The 17,808-nt window shown below is 26.7% G+C and carries 15 protein-coding genes and 1 pseudogene; 10 read left to right on the top strand and 6 right to left on the bottom strand.

What is annotated here, in order from left to right; genetic code table 11:
- The first annotated feature begins 7 nt into the window (after positions 1–7).
- A complete protein-coding gene (locus BUB01_RS00480) occupies positions 8–448 on the top strand; it encodes a histidine kinase (protein WP_242958343.1) in 441 nt (146 codons plus the stop codon).
- Positions 449–692: 244 nt separating this feature from the next.
- On the opposite strand, the gene BUB01_RS00475 is transcribed toward BUB01_RS00480, so the two are convergent.
- On the bottom strand, positions 693–1,457 hold the full coding sequence (locus tag BUB01_RS00475; RefSeq protein WP_072984193.1) for an EFR1 family ferrodoxin: 765 nt from the start codon (positions 1,455–1,457) through the stop codon (positions 693–695).
- 120 nt (positions 1,458–1,577) lie between these two features.
- Positions 1,578–3,248 (bottom strand): MFS transporter, encoded by a 1,671-nt coding sequence (locus BUB01_RS00470; protein WP_072984192.1) that lies wholly within the window; start codon positions 3,246–3,248, stop codon positions 1,578–1,580.
- Positions 3,249–3,385: 137 nt separating this feature from the next.
- On the opposite strand from BUB01_RS00470, the gene BUB01_RS00465 reads away from it, so the two are divergent.
- From BUB01_RS00465 to BUB01_RS00455, 3 genes and pseudogenes are all read left to right on the top strand, one after another.
- Entirely contained in the window at positions 3,386–4,024 is a 639-nt protein-coding gene (locus tag BUB01_RS00465; RefSeq protein WP_072984190.1) for a TetR/AcrR family transcriptional regulator, read from the top strand.
- A 144-nt stretch (positions 4,025–4,168) separates the two neighbouring features.
- A complete protein-coding gene (gene metH, locus BUB01_RS00460; RefSeq protein ID WP_072984188.1) occupies positions 4,169–7,825 on the top strand; it encodes a methionine synthase in 3,657 nt (1,218 codons plus the stop codon).
- Between the two features lie 14 nt (positions 7,826–7,839).
- Positions 7,840–8,798 (top strand): annotated as a pseudogene (locus BUB01_RS00455) (D-2-hydroxyacid dehydrogenase).
- An 87-nt stretch (positions 8,799–8,885) separates the two neighbouring features.
- Here the strand turns inward: BUB01_RS00455 and BUB01_RS23050 are convergent.
- A complete protein-coding gene (locus BUB01_RS23050; protein ID WP_159433193.1) occupies positions 8,886–9,038 on the bottom strand; it encodes a hypothetical protein in 153 nt (50 codons plus the stop codon).
- Positions 9,039–9,500: 462 nt separating this feature from the next.
- On the opposite strand from BUB01_RS23050, the gene BUB01_RS00450 reads away from it, so the two are divergent.
- From BUB01_RS00450 to BUB01_RS00435, 4 genes are all read left to right on the top strand, one after another.
- Positions 9,501–10,346 carry a YkgJ family cysteine cluster protein gene (locus BUB01_RS00450; RefSeq protein WP_072984186.1) on the top strand — a complete coding sequence of 282 codons (846 nt, stop codon included), beginning with the start codon at positions 9,501–9,503 and terminating at the stop codon, positions 10,344–10,346.
- A gap of 91 nt (positions 10,347–10,437) precedes the next feature.
- On the top strand, positions 10,438–11,004 hold the full coding sequence (locus BUB01_RS00445; RefSeq protein ID WP_072984184.1) for a hypothetical protein: 567 nt from the start codon (positions 10,438–10,440) through the stop codon (positions 11,002–11,004).
- 204 nt (positions 11,005–11,208) lie between these two features.
- Positions 11,209–12,180 carry a glycoside hydrolase family 73 protein gene (locus BUB01_RS23780; RefSeq protein WP_072984182.1) on the top strand — a complete coding sequence of 324 codons (972 nt, stop codon included), beginning with the start codon at positions 11,209–11,211 and terminating at the stop codon, positions 12,178–12,180.
- 40 nt (positions 12,181–12,220) lie between these two features.
- Entirely contained in the window at positions 12,221–13,504 is a 1,284-nt protein-coding gene (locus BUB01_RS00435; RefSeq protein ID WP_072984180.1) for a hypothetical protein, read from the top strand.
- Between the two features lie 101 nt (positions 13,505–13,605).
- On the opposite strand, the gene BUB01_RS00430 is transcribed toward BUB01_RS00435, so the two are convergent.
- Entirely contained in the window at positions 13,606–13,878 is a 273-nt protein-coding gene (locus BUB01_RS00430; protein WP_072984178.1) for an acylphosphatase, read from the bottom strand.
- Positions 13,879–14,004: 126 nt separating this feature from the next.
- Here BUB01_RS00430 and BUB01_RS00425 point away from each other — a divergent pair, with 126 nt between their 5' ends.
- On the top strand, positions 14,005–15,354 hold the full coding sequence (locus tag BUB01_RS00425; protein ID WP_072984176.1) for an alpha-amylase family glycosyl hydrolase: 1,350 nt from the start codon (positions 14,005–14,007) through the stop codon (positions 15,352–15,354).
- Between the two features lie 119 nt (positions 15,355–15,473).
- The gene (gene ndk / locus BUB01_RS00420) at positions 15,474–15,878 is read left to right on the top strand and encodes a nucleoside-diphosphate kinase (protein ID WP_072984174.1); all 405 of its coding nucleotides are present in this window, start codon (positions 15,474–15,476) and stop codon (positions 15,876–15,878) included.
- A gap of 71 nt (positions 15,879–15,949) precedes the next feature.
- Here the strand turns inward: ndk and BUB01_RS00415 are convergent, their stop codons facing one another.
- Entirely contained in the window at positions 15,950–17,008 is a 1,059-nt protein-coding gene (locus BUB01_RS00415) for an ABC transporter substrate-binding protein (RefSeq protein ID WP_143152432.1), read from the bottom strand.
- Positions 16,995–17,807: an ABC transporter permease gene (locus BUB01_RS00410; RefSeq protein ID WP_072984170.1), complete on the bottom strand. Its 813-nt coding sequence runs from the start codon at positions 17,805–17,807 to the stop codon at positions 16,995–16,997. Before BUB01_RS00410 ends, BUB01_RS00415 begins: the two co-directional genes overlap by 14 nt.
- Position 17,808 lies beyond the last annotated feature (1 nt).

Here is a 17,808-nt window from a genome sequence, read left to right as displayed (position 1 = left end):
AATAGTAATGCAAAATATAATAAATATTGCTTTGGTAATAAGAGGTAGATATATGGATGAAGAACAAATACTCTTTGAAAGATTGAAACAAATTAAAGATTACTGGGTTAAAACTTCAATTGAAGGTTTAGATAAAAATTCAGATTTAATTTGGTCAGAATGTGAAACTGAATATAATTTGTTACAATCAATTATTTGTGATGAAGAGGTTAAGAAAGCTTATTCAACAGTAGTAGATGAATTGATGAAAAATATTATTCATTCAATATTAGTTATGTTTGATGGTGGAGATTCATTATCAGATAAATTTAATATTGATATTATTAATGCTGATAGTAAAGAATCTTTAAAAGAAGAAAGTTCTTTGAACGAAGAATTTTTGGGATATTTACTAGATAGCGAAGAAAAAAATAAAATTATAATTAATTATCCATCAAATTTATTTTAAAATAAATTTGATGGAGCTTTTTCTTTGATTTTATATATTCGTGGATTAAACCATTGTCTTTAGATGGTAGCTGCTATAATTCCTTATCAAGGTTTTCAACTATAGTTATATAAATAAAGAAAGCATAGAAGAATTATTAGTTAAATATTAATTGAATTTACAATAAATAAGAGGTAAATAAGTAATCACTTCAGTACTTATTTACCTCTTAATAGCATATTCAGGTATTTTAGCATTGGAAAGTTTATAGGAGCTCTTCTACCTTTATAAACGGATTTTTATATCTATTTTTCTTTAAGGTTTTAGTTCCTATATTTATAGCTTCTTTAGGACAAAGGTTAATGCAAGCCATACAGTCTGTACAGTTTCCAAGCCATATAGGTTTGTTATTAGAAAATTTTATATTATTAACAGGACAAATTTTTTCACAAATCCTACAACCTATACAAGCTTCATTTACATTAAAGTTTTTATCTTTAGTTTTGTATTTATTCTTCCAAAAATTATATGCAATTTTGTTTAGACCTTGTTTATAGGTTACCTTTTTTATTTGTTTGATTTTAATTTCTTTTATAAAATCATTTAATATAGGCTCATTTTGTTCTATGGCTTTTAAAGCTCTTTCTTCAGATGCATTTCTACCTGCTCTTATATAATTTGAAATATATTTTAAACATAAATAATTAGATAGTTCACCTTGATTACCTAGAAGGCTATTTATATGAGGAAAGCTACTTTTGGCTTCGCCTCCACCAGTAACACCTATGGCAAATATATATGCATTTTTATTTATAGTTATTTTTGATATGAATTCTTCCACTACAATTGGTAGTGAAGAAACGTGAATAGGATAGATAAAACCTATTATATCTGCATCTATATTGAAATCTTTATTTCTTAATGATTTAGGAATAGAGATTATATCTCCATTTCCAAGACTTTCTTTTACTTTTTTAGCTACATATAAAGAGTTACCAGTAGATGAAAAATAAAAAATTTTAGTTTGCATATAAGCCTCCTTTTTTGATGTGTTTAGCAATTGCATAACTAATTTATTACTAATTACACAGTTAAATACATTTTTATATAAGTATATCACAATAGATACTTATTTAGTACGTGTTATAGTTTAAGAAGCTATATTTTCTTTTTCTTTTGAAGGCATTTGATTTTTCTTTATGCTATTAAAAGGTACAACAAATAGCCCTAAGATTGTTATTAAGCCAATAACAAAGTAGCATTTATTATATACTTTAATACTTTCATTATTTTTAATTTCATTAAAGGAATCAAATATTTTTAGTGTTTCAGAAATGTTCTTATCTATTTTGACTTTAACAATGTTTTTCATTTGAACAGGAACTGTACTTAAAATCTTTTCTTCTTCTCTATTAAGAGTATTAGTTAGCTCAGCTTTAGAGAAGCTTTCTGTACTTTTTTCATGATAAAGATTAATTCTATCTATTAGTTTAGTTTTAAACTCAGTATCTAAAACTGTATTTTGAGTTATTTTATCTGTTATTCTAGAAGTTGTATTAGAAATAGCTTCTGTTTTGTAGTTAGCGCTAAGTGTTACAATAAGTGCAATAGAGAGACACATAGTTAATTGTCTAAGAGTATTTAGTATTCCTGAAGCAATTCCTGTCTTTTCTTCTGGTATTTCAAATAATGAACTTTGATATAAAGGGGTTATTCCTCCCATACCTAATCCCATTAAGATAAATGCAGTGTATATTATAATCATATAGTTTGAATTATTAAACTTTGTAAGTGTGAAGTTTCCAGCTATAAAGAATATCATTGATAAAGCAGAAACTAGTTTGTGTGAAGTTTTATGAGCCAATAAATTAAATAGTGGTGCAGTTAAAAATGATACTAGAGATATAATTCCAATTGTAAGACCAGCATGAATGGTTCCATAACCTAATTGATACCTAAAATAAAAGTTCATTAAATAGGTGCTAGGAACAAAGGAAAACATTGCTACTGCTATTAGAATAATAGAACTTGTAAAAGTTCTTTTTTTGAAAAGGTTAAATTCGATCATTGAATTTTTATTATTTTTTTCATATATACAAAATGCTAATATTGATACTATTGCAGATATTCCAAGGAGAATAATTAAATTACTATTCCATCCATAATCATTTCCTTTTGTAAGTACAAAAGTTATAGTTGCTAGACCATAACCTATTAGTATTGCACCTATAATATCTAGGTTTTTAGATATTGTAGGGTCATAGCTTTCTTTTATATATTTAACTCCAAGAATTAATGCTATTAATATAAAAGGTAAATTTACATAGAAGATTGCCTTGTAACCAAAATATTCATTTAAAATTCCACCTAAAATTGGACCAGCAGCTGCAGATATAGCTATTATCATACCTATGATTAAGGTAAGTTTATTTATTTTTTCCTTTCCGAAGGTACTTACCCCAATTGGAATAGCAAGGGGAGTCAATATAGCAGCCCCGATTCCTTGAAGAGCTCTAAAGACTATTAGTAAATTAAGAGAGTCAGCCATTCCGCATAGAGCAGAAGAGATTCCAAATACAAATAAACCTATGATAAATAGCTTTTTCCTTCCATAAATATCAGCTAGTTTAGATGCATTTAATAACAAAGCTGAAAAAGCGATTAAATAAATTGTAGTAACCCATGATATGCCGCTGATATCAGTGTTAAAATAATTTGCCATTGTTGGTAATGATACATTGACTATTGTACCATCTAAAATTGTTAAAAAACATGAAATTGATAATGAAATAAATGCTAATATTTTTTCTTTTCTATTCATAATTGCCTCCTAATATGAAACTTATTTCATATTCATGTTATTCTTTTTATTCATAAATGTCAATAAAAATATGAAATAAATTTCATGTTTATTGACAATCATGTGTAGTAAAGTTAAAATTATATTGGGTGATAATTATGGAAAGAGAAATAAGAAAGCCAAAACAAAAAAGAGCTTTAGAGAAGATAGATAGAATTTTAGATGCAGCATATAAGTTATTTAATGAACAAGGATATTTTAATACTACAACTGCAGATATAGCTAAAGAGGCAAATGTGGCAACAGGTTCTCTTTATGCTTATTTTATTGATAAGAGAGATATCTATATAAAATTAACACAAAAAATTTCAGAGGAAATAACAGAGAATACTCTTAGTGTATGGAGTAATATAGGAGATTTTAATGAAGATACAAATTTATTAGAGGTATTTAAATTAATTCTTTCAACCATTGAAGATTATCATAAATTTTCGAAATTGTTTCATGATGAAATTTATGCATTAATAGCAACAGATGATGAAATAAAAAGAATTCATGATGAACAAGAAAGAAAAACGTTTGAGAAGATTAAGGAGTCCGTAACACAGAGGGGAATTAGTTTTGCAAATGAGAAAGAATTAGATATTTTTGTTCACTACTCACATTTTATAACAGAAGATATTTGTCATGGTTTCAAGTATTATAATAAAAATCCAGAAGATAAAGAACTATATATTAAAAGTGCTGTAAATATGTTATATGCATTACTTAAAAATGCAAGTTTTAAAAAGTTATAAATAAAGATTTAAAAGAGAAGAATAAGAAGTAAAATTTGTTAAGGAAAGTTTTACTTCTTATTTTCTATTTATTATTGTTATTAAATGTTAATACTTGTATAATAATTCTAATGATAGAAAGGGCATTAAAGGGGGCTATATATAATGAAAAAAGATATTAAAAAGATTTTGAAAGAAAAAATAGTAGTACTAGATGGGGCTATGGGAACTACTATCCAAGGGTTTAATTTAAAGGAAGAGGACTTTAGGGGAGAACTATTAAAGGAGTTTCATAAAAGTCAGATTGGAAACAATGATGTATTGTCTATAACAAGACCTGATGTTATAAAAGAGATTCATAGAAAATTTTTTAATGCTGGTTCAGATATAGTTGAGACTAATACTTTTAATTCTAATGCTATATCACAAGCTGATTATGGGTTAGAGAATTTAGTTTATAAGCTTAATTATGAAGGGGCAAAAATAGCAAGAGAAATAGCAGATGAGATAACTTTAATAGAACCAGACAAACCAAGGTTTGTGGCAGGTTCTATAGGACCTACTAATAAAACAGCTTCTATGTCACCAAAGGTTGAAGATCCAGCTTTTAGGGATGTTTCTTTTGATGATTTAGTAGTAGCATACAAAGAACAAGTAAATGGACTAATAGATGGAGGAGTAGATTTACTATTCATTGAAACTATATTTGATACATTAAATGCAAGGGCAGCACTTTATGCATCAGAAGAGGTATTCAAGGAAAAAAGTAAATGTGTACCTATAATAATTTCTGGAACACTTACACAAAAATCAGGTAGAACTCTATCAGGTCAAAGTTTAAGAGCTTTTACAAAGTCCTTGAAAAGTGAAAATGTAATAGGGATAGGTCTTAATTGTTCTTTCGGGGTGGAGGACTTGATGACTTTTATAAGTGATATAGCAAAAGAAGAATCAGATCTTTATATATCTTTTTATCCTAATGCAGGACTTCCAAATATAATGGGTCAGTATGATGAAAAACCCGAATTTACAGCTAGTAAGATAGAGGAGCTTCTAAAAGAAGGTGTTTTGAATATGGTAGGCGGTTGTTGTGGAACAACTAAAGAACATATAGAAGCTATAGCTAAGGTTTGTGAGAAATACAAACCAAGGGAGATAAAGCAGATAGAAAATAAAACAGTTTATTGTGGTTTAGAACCTTTGGAAGTAACTAAAGAAAATAATTTTATAAATATAGGTGAAAGAACTAATGTTTCAGGTTCAGCTAAATTTTCAAGGCTTATTAGAGAAAAAAATTACGAAGAGGCTTTAAAGATAGCGAGGGACCAAGTGGATAATGGAGCACAAATCATAGATATAAATTTTGATGATGGCTTATTAGATAGTAAAAAAGAAATGGATTATTTTTTAAGGCTTTTAGCAAGTGAGCCAGAGATAGTTTCTAGACCAATAATGATAGATTCTTCAAATTTTGAAGTTATTGAGGTAGGGCTTAAAGCTATACAAGGGAAACCTATTGTGAATTCTATATCATTAAAAAATGGTGAAGAGGAATTCTTGAAGCATGCTAGAATGGCTAAAAATTTTGGTGCTGCCATAGTAGTTATGGCTTTTGATGAAAAAGGTCAAGCAGATACTTTTGAAAGGAAAATTGAAATTTGCAAAAGGGCTTATGATTTATTAATTAAAAAGGTAGATTTTAAGCCAGAAGATATAATCTTTGATCCTAATATATTAGCTGTAGGTACAGGAATAAAGGAGCATAATAATTATGCAGTAGATTATATAAAAGCTACTAAATGGATAAAGAAAAACTTACCTTATGCTAAAGTATCAGGAGGTGTATCTAATCTATCCTTTGCATTTAGAGGTAATAATAAGATAAGGGAAGCTATTCATTCAGTATTCTTATATCATGCAATTAATGCAGGTATGGATATGGGAATTGTAAATCCTGGTATGATTATGATTTATGATGAGATAGAAAAGGAACTTTTAACCTTAGTAGAAGATTTAATTCTAAATAGAAGAGAAGACGCAACAGAGAGGCTTTTAGATAGAGTAAGTGATTTTGAAGCGAGTAAAGAAAATAAAGCTCAAAAAGAGGCTGATTGGAGGCATGAAAACCTAGAGAAAAGATTGGAGATTTCATTAGTAAAAGGTATAACAGAGTTCATAGAAGAGGATTTAAATGAAGCTTTAGAAAAATATGAGAATCCGCTTGAAATAATAGAAAGACCATTAATGGATGGAATGAAAACAGTAGGTAAGCTGTTTGAAGAGGGAAAGATGTTCCTTCCTCAAGTAGTTAAGTCGGCTAGAGTTATGAAAAAATCAGTTTCGATTCTTATGCCTCATATTGAAAAAGGGAAGTCAAAAAATGAAAAAGGTAGAAGAAATAAAATATTACTAGCAACTGTAAAAGGTGATGTTCATGATATAGGCAAAAATATAGTAGGTGTAGTCTTAGCTTGTAATGATTTTGAAATTATTGATTTAGGAGTTATGGTTACTTGTGAGGAAATATTAGATAAAGCAATAAAAGAAAATGTAGATATTATAGGCTTAAGCGGACTTATAACACCATCTTTAGATGAAATGATAAAGGTTGCAGCAGAGATGGAAAAGAGAGGCTTTAAGATACCTTTATTAATAGGTGGAGCAACTACATCAAAGATGCATACAGCATTAAAGATAGATCCTGTTTATTCAGGGCCAGTAGTTTATGGATATGACGCTTCAAAGACTGTGGAGATATGTAAAGATTTGCTAGGCAATAATAGAGAAGAATTTATAAATGAATTAGCAAAAGAGTATGAAAATAAAAGACAGGAATATAAGGTTATAGAAAGACCAATGGCTAGCTTAGAAGAAGCTAGAAAAAATCCTTATAAAATAGATTGGAATAAAGAAAAAATATTTAAACCAAACTTTATAGGAATTAAAAATGTAAGCTATAGTATTAAACAACTTAGAGAATATATAGATTGGACTTTTTTCTTTATAGCGTGGGAGCTTAAAAAGACATATCCAGAGATTATAAAGGATAAGGTTTATGGAGAAGAGGCTAAAAAACTATTTGAAGATGCAAATAAAATGCTAGACTTATTAGAAGAGAAAGAAATTATAGAATGTAAAGGAAGAATTGGAATATTCCCTTGTAACTCAGAAGGGGATAACATACAAATCTATGATGAAGCTAATAGCAAAATAGAAAGCTTTAATTTATTTAGACAGCAAAGGGTTAAAAAGAGCAACGAGTATTTATGTCTTTCCGATTTTATTGCTCCTATAGAAAGTGGAAAGCTTGATTATATAGGAGGATTTTTAGTAACAGCAGGTCTTGGAGCACAAGAATTTGCTAATGAATTTAAAACTAAGGGTGATGAATACAATGCAATAATGATAAAGTTAATTTGTGATAGATTAGCAGAAGCTTTCTCAGAGAAATTACATGAAGATTTAAGAAAACTATATTGGGGTTATTCTAAAGATGAGAATTTAAGTTTAGAAGATATTTTAAAAGGAAGATATAAAGGTATAAGACCAGCCTTTGGATATCCATCATTAAGAGACCAAAAAGAGATTAAAAAGTTATTTAAGCTTTTAGACGTAGAAAATACAATAGGCGTTACATTAACAGAAAGCTATATGATGAATCCAGTATCTTCAGTATGTGGTTTGTATTTTGCAAATGCTAAATCAAAATATTTTGATGTGAATAAAATAGATAAAAATCAGGTTAAGGATTATTGCAATAGAAGTGGAGAAAAAATAGAAGAAGTTGAAGCAAGATTAGAAAATATATTAATTTATAAATAAAGTGAGGATGCTATATGAATAAAAAGATAGTATTTTTAGAAGGTAATAGTATAGGAAATATGAATTTCGACTTATTAAAGGAATTTGGAGAACTATATTATTACGATAATACACAATTAAATAATTTAGAAGAACGTATAAAAGATGCTAATATAATACTTGTAAATAAATTGCTGCTAAATGAAAAAACGTTAAAGGAAGCAAATAAATTAGAATTAATATGTGAAGTTGCAACAGGTTATAATAATATTGATATAGATTATGCTAGGAAAATGAATATAGCGGTCACTAATGTGGCTGGTTACTCAACTGATACAGTAGCACAACATACTTTTGCGCTTTTACTTAATCTTTATAATAAGCTTTTTTATTATGATAATTATGTGAAAAATGGATTATATTCAAAGACTAATAGTTTCACTAATCTTGGACGTGAATTTTATGATATAGCAGGTAAGACTTGGGGAATAATAGGGTTAGGAGCTATAGGAAAAAAGGTAGCCAAAATAGCTGAGAGCTTTGGTGCTAACATTATATATTATTCTACCACAGGGAAAAATAAAAATAGTGAATATAAGAGTGTTGCTTTAGATGAACTTTTAAAGGATTCTGATATAATATCTATTCATGCACCATTAAATGATGTAACAAAAGGACTTATAAACTATGAAACATTAAGTAAAATGAAAAAAATGCTGTTGTTATAAATGTTGGAAGAGGTCCTATAGTAGTAGAAGAAGATTTAAGAAGAGCTTTAGATGAGGACATAATAGGTGGGGCTGGGTTAGATGTATTTAATGTTGAACCAATAGATGAAAATAATCCATTATTAAGAGTTAAAAACAAGGAAAAGTTAATAATGACACCTCATGTAGCTTGGGCTAGTGTAGAAGCAAGAAATAGACTTTTTAATGAAGTAATTAAAAATATAAGAGCATTTTATAATGGTGAAGAGAGAAATAGAATAGTATAAACAGAAAAGGAAGGGACAGTAGGCAGATTTGTGTAAAAACAAACCTATCTACTGTCCTTATATTCATACGATATCGTAAGCTTAAAACTATTTAGTTTTAGAATGTTTTTTATTACTAATTAGATTTTTTAAATAGTAAAAATCAATGTTTTCGTCCTTGCAAAAACGTTTAAGATTACATTCCTTAATAGTTTCTAAATATGCAGTATAAAAAAGATTATATTCTCCGTAAATAAACATATATATATCCTCCTATAGTTGATTTTTTCCTCATTTTCATATTTTTAAACATTGGATTTGAATAATTGCTCATTTCTTAAATCTCCTTTCATAAATTTTTTATATAAAAAAGCCACGGAATTAACCATGGCTTTTAAATAACAGAAATATTTTAGACGCAAAAAATCCATGGGCTATTGAAAGCTCATGGATACATAACAAGTTTATAGATATAAATAGTTATATAACATTATTGGTAGAGCCAACAACAAAAAAATTATATTTAGTTTTATTAAGTGAAATATTAAATAATGATAACATAACTCTACCTCCTATTTATAAATTTTGATTACTTACAAAGTATAACATATAAGAAATATAAAGTAAAGAGGTTTTGTATAATTTTTTACAAATATATTAATCGATGTTATAATTTAAAACTGTGTTAATAATATAAGATAATTTAGAACTTGGGAGGAAATAATGAAAACAAATACAAATAAAATAATTAAAATAGATTTAAATGAAAAATGTCCTTGTGGAAATGGATTATTATTTAAAGATTGTTGTATAGAGAAGAAGCATGAGTATCATACTTTAGGTGAAAATTATAAAGGTGAACAAGTAATATTTTCACAAACAGATAATATGAAAATTTATGATGAAATAACTAATTATTCTATGAAAAATATTTTTATTCATGAAGGAAAACCTTCTATAACAGTATCAAAAGGACTTGAAAATTTGAAAAACATATATAAAAAAGCTGATGAGGGGATTAGTATATTTGAAAAGTATGCATCTTGTCAAAAGGGGTGTGGTTCTTGTTGTAAACTTTATTTAGAATGTACGCCTATAGAAGCTGAACTTATAAGAAAATACCTAATTAGCACAAAATCAAAAGAAGAATTAGAGAAAATTTCGGATATAATAAGAGAAAAGCTTGAAATATTGAATCCACCTCTTAATTCACATGAGCTCACGGTAGAAGAAAAAAATTTAAAATGCTTAGAATACATAGAAAAGAAGGAAAAGTGTGTGTTTTTAAATGATTCCAATGCTTGTAGTATATATGAAGTGAGACCACTTAGCTGTAGGAAATTTATAGTATTTAGTGATTCAAAAAAATGTGACAGCATAAATGAAATAGTTACACCACATTTAGCCCCGGCGAACATAAGTAGGCTTTCTATTGACTATTTATCTCTAGCAGTTACAAGATATAACGGATTAAATTATTTAAATGAAAATGGGGAGACTAAGCCTATAATGAGAGGGTTACTTCAATGGTTTAAAAATGGTTTTGATGATATAAATAGAGAAAAATAAAATAAAGAAAAATTTATTTTGAAATATGGTTGAGTTACAAATATATTATGCTAATATATGAGTATACAGCAAAATTTGGGGAAGTGATTAAATGGCTGAATTTACAGTGAATGATATTTTGCAAAATGTAGATGTAGGATGTGTTATACCTTTAATAGTTGAGGTAAAAGATGAGGAATTACCAATAATATTTATAAAAGACTATGAATCTAATTTACATAATATAGAGGATGAATGTATTGTAGGAATAAAGAGTAGTAATATAGAGAATAAGGATATTATGTTATATCTTTTAATGCTTAAATTTGGTGAAGATTATGAAGCAATTTATGATATTTGGTTTAATTATGGGTTAGAAGGACATAGAGAATTTTTAAATACTATAAAATATAAAGATAGAATATTAATTGATTTTAGAAGTGAAGATAATGAAAGAATTAAAACTATAGAAATACAAAATACTATAAAAGGAGATTTACAAAAATATATAGATAATAGTGAAGATGAAATAATTGCAAAAGAAGGCAAAGTTTCTAATGTAATAACTTTAGGAAAGATAAAAAAGTATAAAAGTTGGGATGAAAATAAAATGAATGATCTTATTGATAAAGTATGTGGAGATTATGATTCAATAGAGGATTTATGGCTTAACTTATAATTTGCAATTTTAAGATTTTTATAGTTATATAAACAAACAACTATTTACTAGCATTTATATGAATAATTTAGTATTAATGAAATTTGGGGTTTGAAGGTGTAATTAAAAGAATTTTTCTTAAAAATTTATTAAGATTTTATAAAACAACGTAAATAGTTAAATAAATAATTTATAATATAAGAAAAATAATTGGATGGAGAATATATGAACAATAACAAGATGAAAAAGAGAAAAAGAAAATTTATAATAATGTGTATTTTTATAATATCAATTATTTGTACAGGAATAGTTATTTATAACTTTTTACAAATAAAAAAGGAAGAGGCATTACAAGTAAAAATAAGTAAAAATTCAATAAAAGAATACATAGATTTAGTTGATGAAAAAAGTAAAGATAAGGTCCAGTTAAATTGGAAAGAGATATATTCAATAGCTGGAGCTATTAAAAATAATGTTTTTGAAAGTGTTGATGAAAAAGATGCTAAAGAAATAGCAGACAGATTTTTTATAGAAAAGAATATAGATGGCAAAAAGATAATAGGTATTAAATCTATGGATGAAGTTATAAAAGAAATGAATTTAGAAGAGAAGATAGCTTTAAGAGCAAAAGCTAATTATAAAAAGTTTCAAACAGTAGGATTAGTGCCTAATAATTTAGATAAAAATTCGCAAAATAAATTATTTATAGAAGAAATTAAAGATGAGGCAAATAATATATATTCAAATTATGGAATATTACCATCTATATTAATAGCACAGGCTGCACTTGAAACTGGTTGGGGTAAATCAGAACTTTCTTCAAAAAGTAATAATCTATTTGGAATTAAAGCTGATAAGTCATGGAAGGGTCCTAAAGTAAAAATGAAGACTAATGAAAATTTTAAAGATGTAATATATGATGACTTTAGAGCTTATTCAAGTAGGAATGAATCTATAAAAGATTATGGGGAATTTCTAAAGAATAATAAAAGATATAGAAAAAATGGGGTGTTTGAAGCAAAAAATTATAAAGACCAAGCTATAGCTATAGAGAATGCAGGGTATAGTACAAAATCAGATAAAGAGGGAAACTTATTATACTCTACTTTACTTACAAACATAATAAGAGATAATGATTTACAGTTATTAGATTATAATGTTATTAAAGAAAAAAATAATAAACTTTTAAATAGATAAATAACTTGGAACTTAGAGCAAATTAAGTAGGTGATTGAATGTGAGTCTTAAATTTATTAAAAAGAAAAATGGAATGATATACTTTAAAGATGGTAAAGTTAAGAAGAATATGAATTTTGAGAGTTTTCCAGAAAATATTCATAGAGGTACTTACTTTGAAATTGATGAAAATAATAGTGTAAATGTATTAATAGATGAGACTTTAAAAAGTATTTGGAGAAGAAAGATATTCTTAAGAAAATTAATATTTAGTATAATAGGAGTGCTGATTTCTATAGTTATTATAGTATGCTTTATACTTCCATTAGATATGTATATTATAAATAATAAGAATTATAAGGAAATGGCATATATGAAGGAAGCTAACGAATTTTTAAATGAAAGAAGTGATGTTAGTAATAGAGTAAATACCAAACTTATAAAGGACTTTGATTTAAGAAAATATACTATTAGTTTTAAAAATATGAAAAATGATTTTTCAACAGAGGGTAATTGCTTTGGAATAGCTTATATTGAAAAGATGAATTACTTGGGAAAGTTACCTAAAAATAAAGAAAATGAAGGAGATTTATTAGGATATGATATTACTAAAATAAATAAATCTATAGGTGACTATAATATGGATGAAGATAGTATAAATAAGATTTATGGATTAAATCATGATAAAAATTTAGATTCAAGAGATAAATTTAATAGTTTATTTTATGATGACTATAAGCCAAAAGATTTAGATTTGAACTCTCTTTATACATTATTATTTAATAAACAACAACAATCATATGATGATATAAAGCAAAAGGACATAAAGGAAATGTTACAAGCTATAACTTATTATCAATTCAAGCAAAAAGATATAAAACCAAAGACCGAATATATTCCGTATGTAGCATTAGGTAGGTTAGATGCTATAAATAATGAGCTTTATTATTATGGTAAGAGGATAAAAAGTATTCTTGGAATTGATAAATATGCTATAGAAAAAGAGATAAATATTAATGATTTTGTAACACCTCTTGAGAAAGGAGAGCCTTTAGTAGTAAGTGTATTTAATAATTCTGGAGGACATGCATTGCTTGCTTATGGCTATGAAGTAGTGGGAGAGGATTATTTAAAAATATATGTTAAAGATAATAATATACCGCTATTTTCTAACAAAAATGAATTAAATGCCGTTAATTATGAAATAAAGAATAATTGCTATATACTATTAAAAAAGATAAATAATAAATGGTATTTTAAATATGATCCAATAATAAATAATAAATATATTTATGAACATAAATATAATTCATATATGCCAGATGCATATATGAAAATATATTAAAAATAGAAGCTTTTTTATATTTAATATTAAAGTGGGCAAGATAAAATTTGAAACATTGTATTATACTAACAAGGTTTTGAATTTTATATAGGCCCACTTTATTAATATTTAGCTGAAAAATTTGTTTCACATTGTTCTATAGGAAGTTCTGTTTCTGTGATGTTATCAATTCTAGAGAAACCATTTCCTTTTCTTAAAATAGATATAAAATTATCTATATTTTTTGATTCACCTTGAATATTAATTTCTACGTTACCATTTTCTGGGTTTTTAGCATATCCTGTTAGAGATAGATGAGTAGCTTTAATTTGAGCAAAAAATCTAAAACCAATACCTTGAACTTTGCCAAAAATTATTAATTTTTTTCTAATCATAAAACCACCTCTTTTTTACAAATTATAGCACATAGGCAAAATAAAAGAAAATAATTTTATTCTTATTATTATGGTATATATTTATATATTTATTTAAATAGAGAATGTTTATAAGGAGATTAATTTATGGGAAAATGGGTAGATAAAGCTATTGTATATCAAGTTTATCCTTTAGGATTTTGTGGAGCACTTTATAGAAAAAAGGATGATGATATGTATGTCAACAGACTTTCATTAATTAATGACGAGTTTATAGATCATCTAAAGAATATTGGCATTAATACCATATATCTTGGGCCAATTTTTGAATCAAGTTATCATGGATATGATACATCGAATTATTTTAAAATAGATAGTAGATTAGGTAATAATAATGATTTTAAAAATCTCTCAAAAAAACTTCACGAAAATAATTTAAGAGTAATATTAGATGGCGTATTTAACCATGTAGGAAGAGAATTTTGGGCTTTCAAGGATGTAATAAGGAATAGAAATAAATCTAAATATAAAGACTGGTTTTATATAAATTTTAATTCAAATAACAATTATAATGATGGACTATCATATAGTAATTGGGAAGGTCACAATGAATTAGTAAAATTGAATTTAAGTAATGTAAAGGTTAAAGAGCATATTTTTAATGCTATTAAGTATTGGGTTAATGAATTTAATATTGACGGTATAAGATTAGATGTTGCATATTCACTAGATAGAGAGTTTTTAATAGAGGTTAAAAATTTATGTAGTACTTTAAATGATGGATTATGGTTAATTGGAGAAATGATACATGGCGATTATAATAGTATATGTAATAAAGACATGTTAGATGCTGTTACAAATTATGAGTGCTATAAAGGTATTTACTCAAGTCATAATGATAAAAATTATTTTGAAATAGCATATTCTTTTAATAGACAATTTGGTAATTATGGAATATATAAAAATTGTGACTTTTATAACTTTGTAGATAATCATGATGTAGATAGGATAGCTAGTATTTTAAAAGATAAAGAACTTATAAATAATGTTTATGCTATGCTTTATACTATGAAAGGAAAGCCAGCTATATACTATGGTAGCGAATTTTTAATAGAAGGAAGCAAAAAACAAGGGGATGAAGCCTTAAGACCTAATATGAATTTAAAGGAATTAAAAGCATCAGCAAATAATAAAGAAGTTTTGGAAAATATAAGTAAATTATCACAAATAAGAATGAATAATAAAGCAATACAAGAAGGGGAATACAAACAGTTATTTCTTTCTAATAATCAATTTGCATTTGCTAGAATTAAAGATGAAGAATTTATAATAGTAGCTTTTAATATTGGTGAGGAATATGAATTTAGAATTAAGGAAATGTATAGTTTTTTAAAATTTATAGATTTAATGACAAAGGAAGTTGTATATATAAGTGATTCTTTAATTAAGTTTAGGGTTGGAGGCAAAGACTTTAGAATATTAAGAGGATATGAATAGATTAAATTTTTGAAATTTTCAGAAAATATATTTACACTTATGTACAAATTTAGTTATAATGTTATGGTGAACATTTTTAAATTATAATTTTTATTGGGGATTATATGGAGGTTAAAATTATGGAAAGAAGCTTAGTATTAATCAAGCCTGATGCTGTAGAAAGGAATTTGATAGGAAGTATAATTCAAGTTTATGAAGATTCAGGATTAAAGGTAATTGATATTAGAATTGAACAAATAACAGAAGAATTTGCAAAACTTCATTATAAAGAGCACGAAGGCAAGAGTTTTTTTGAATCTTTAATAAAATATATAACAAGAAGTCCATTAGTAGCTATGGTTTTAGAGGGTGAAAATGCTATAGAAGTTATAAGACATGTAAATGGAGCTACAGATCCAAATAAGGCGGAAGAGGGAACTATAAGAAGATTATTTGCACTTAACAAGTCAGAAAACTCAGTACATGCATCTGATTCTATAGAAAGCGCCAAAAGAGAAATAAATATTTGGTTTCCGAATTTATAATATATAATAAAAATGCTAGAAGTTTTTATTCTTCTAGCATTTTCTATTATTAATATTTTTAGTATTAGTTTCTATTTTGATTTAATCTCTAACCAAGCATCATCATAAATTTTGAGTCTATCTCCTAAATCAACAAAGACTTCTGAGTTTTGAAGCGCTTCTTCACTAGGATAAGCAACTGGGTCTTCTTTAGTTTCATTATCCAATAAATCAAATGCAGGTTTATTAGATGTAGAGTAACCTATATATTCAACATTTTGCTTAGCATTTTCAGGCTCTAATAAAAAATTTATAAAGGCTTCAGCCTCAGCTTTATGCTTAGCACCATTAGGTATGCATAAACCATCAAACCATTTATTAGTACCTTCCTTTGGTATAGCATAAGCTAAATTTTCATTTCTTTCCATCATAGTGACAGCATCACCAGACCAGACTACTGCAAGGCTAGCTTCTTCCCTAACCATAAGGTCTTTAACTTCATCAACTATGTAAGCAAGAACTAAAGGCTTTTGTTTTATAAGTTCTTCTTTAGCTTGAGTTATTTCATTTTCATTTTTAGTATTAATAGAGTATCCAAGTCTCTTTAAAGATACTGCCATAGCATCTCTAACGCTATCAGTCATTATTATTTGACCTTTATATTTAGAATTCCATAATATATTCCAGCTATCAACAGGTTCCTTAACAGTTTTTTTGTTATAAATAATACCAACAGTACCCCACATATATGGAACTGAATATTGACTTTTTGGATCAAAAGGCAAATCTGTGAATTTTTCATCTATATTTTTAAAATTTGGAACATTATTATAATTTATTTTAGATAATAAATTTTCCTTAGACATTTTTTGTATCATATAATCAGATGGTATTATTAAATCATAATCGGAATTTCCAGATTTTAATTTCTGGTACATTATTTCATTTGTTTCATAAGTATCCTCTATAACTTTAATTCCTGTTTCTTTTTCAAATTTAACCTTCAATTCTGGATCTAAGTAGTCACCCCAATTATATAGGTTTAAAACTTTAGTATTGCCCTTACCAGTAAGGAAAGAGCAACCTGAAAAAAAAGATGATGTAATAACAACAATACATAATATACTAATTATTTTTCTAGCCTTGTTCAACTTCTTCACCTCTTATTAAAGAATCCTTTTTGTTAACTATTAAAAGAAGAAGTAATACAACAATAAACATTATAGTTGATAATGCATTTATTTCAGGTTTAATACCTCTTCTTGCCATAGAGTAAATTTCTATAGAAAGGTTAGAAACTCCAGGACCAGTAGTAAAGAAGCTTATAACAAAATCATCTATAGACATAGTAAATGCTATTAAGAAACCAGCAGCAATACCAGGCTTTATTTGTGGAAGTATAACTTTTCTTAAAGCATAACTCTGAGTAGCACCTAAATCTAAAGCTGCTTCTTCTAAACTATCTGGCATTTGTCTTAATTTTGGTAAGACAGAAAGAACCACATATGGAAGATTGAAAGTTATATGAGCTAAAAGCATAGTTACTAAGCCAAATTTAACCTTAAAAAATAAACCTATAAATACAAATAAACTCATAAGAGAGATTCCTGTTACGATATCAGGATTAAGTACAGGAAGATAATTTATATTTAAGAGTAATTGCTTTCTTTTTCCTTTCATTTTATGAATACCTATGGCACTCAACGTTCCTATTATGGTAGCAAGCATTGCAGAAGTCAAAGCTATGCCTAGAGTATAGTATAGTGCATTAAGTATTTTATCATCATTTAGAAGTTCATTATACCATTTAAATGTAAATCCACCCCAACTAGCCATAGATTTAGAACTATTAAAGGAAAACACTATTAAAGTAAAAATAGGAGCATATAAAAAGATAAATATTAAAGCTATATAAAAACGCTCACCAACTTTTTCTAGACTTTTAAGCATA

The sequence above is a fragment of the Clostridium cavendishii DSM 21758 genome (genome assembly GCF_900141845.1).
Lineage (GTDB): Bacteria > Bacillota > Clostridia > Clostridiales > Clostridiaceae > Clostridium_AG > Clostridium_AG cavendishii.
Note: the sequence above shows the minus strand (reverse complement) of the source record. Positions and strands in the feature narration are given on the sequence as shown.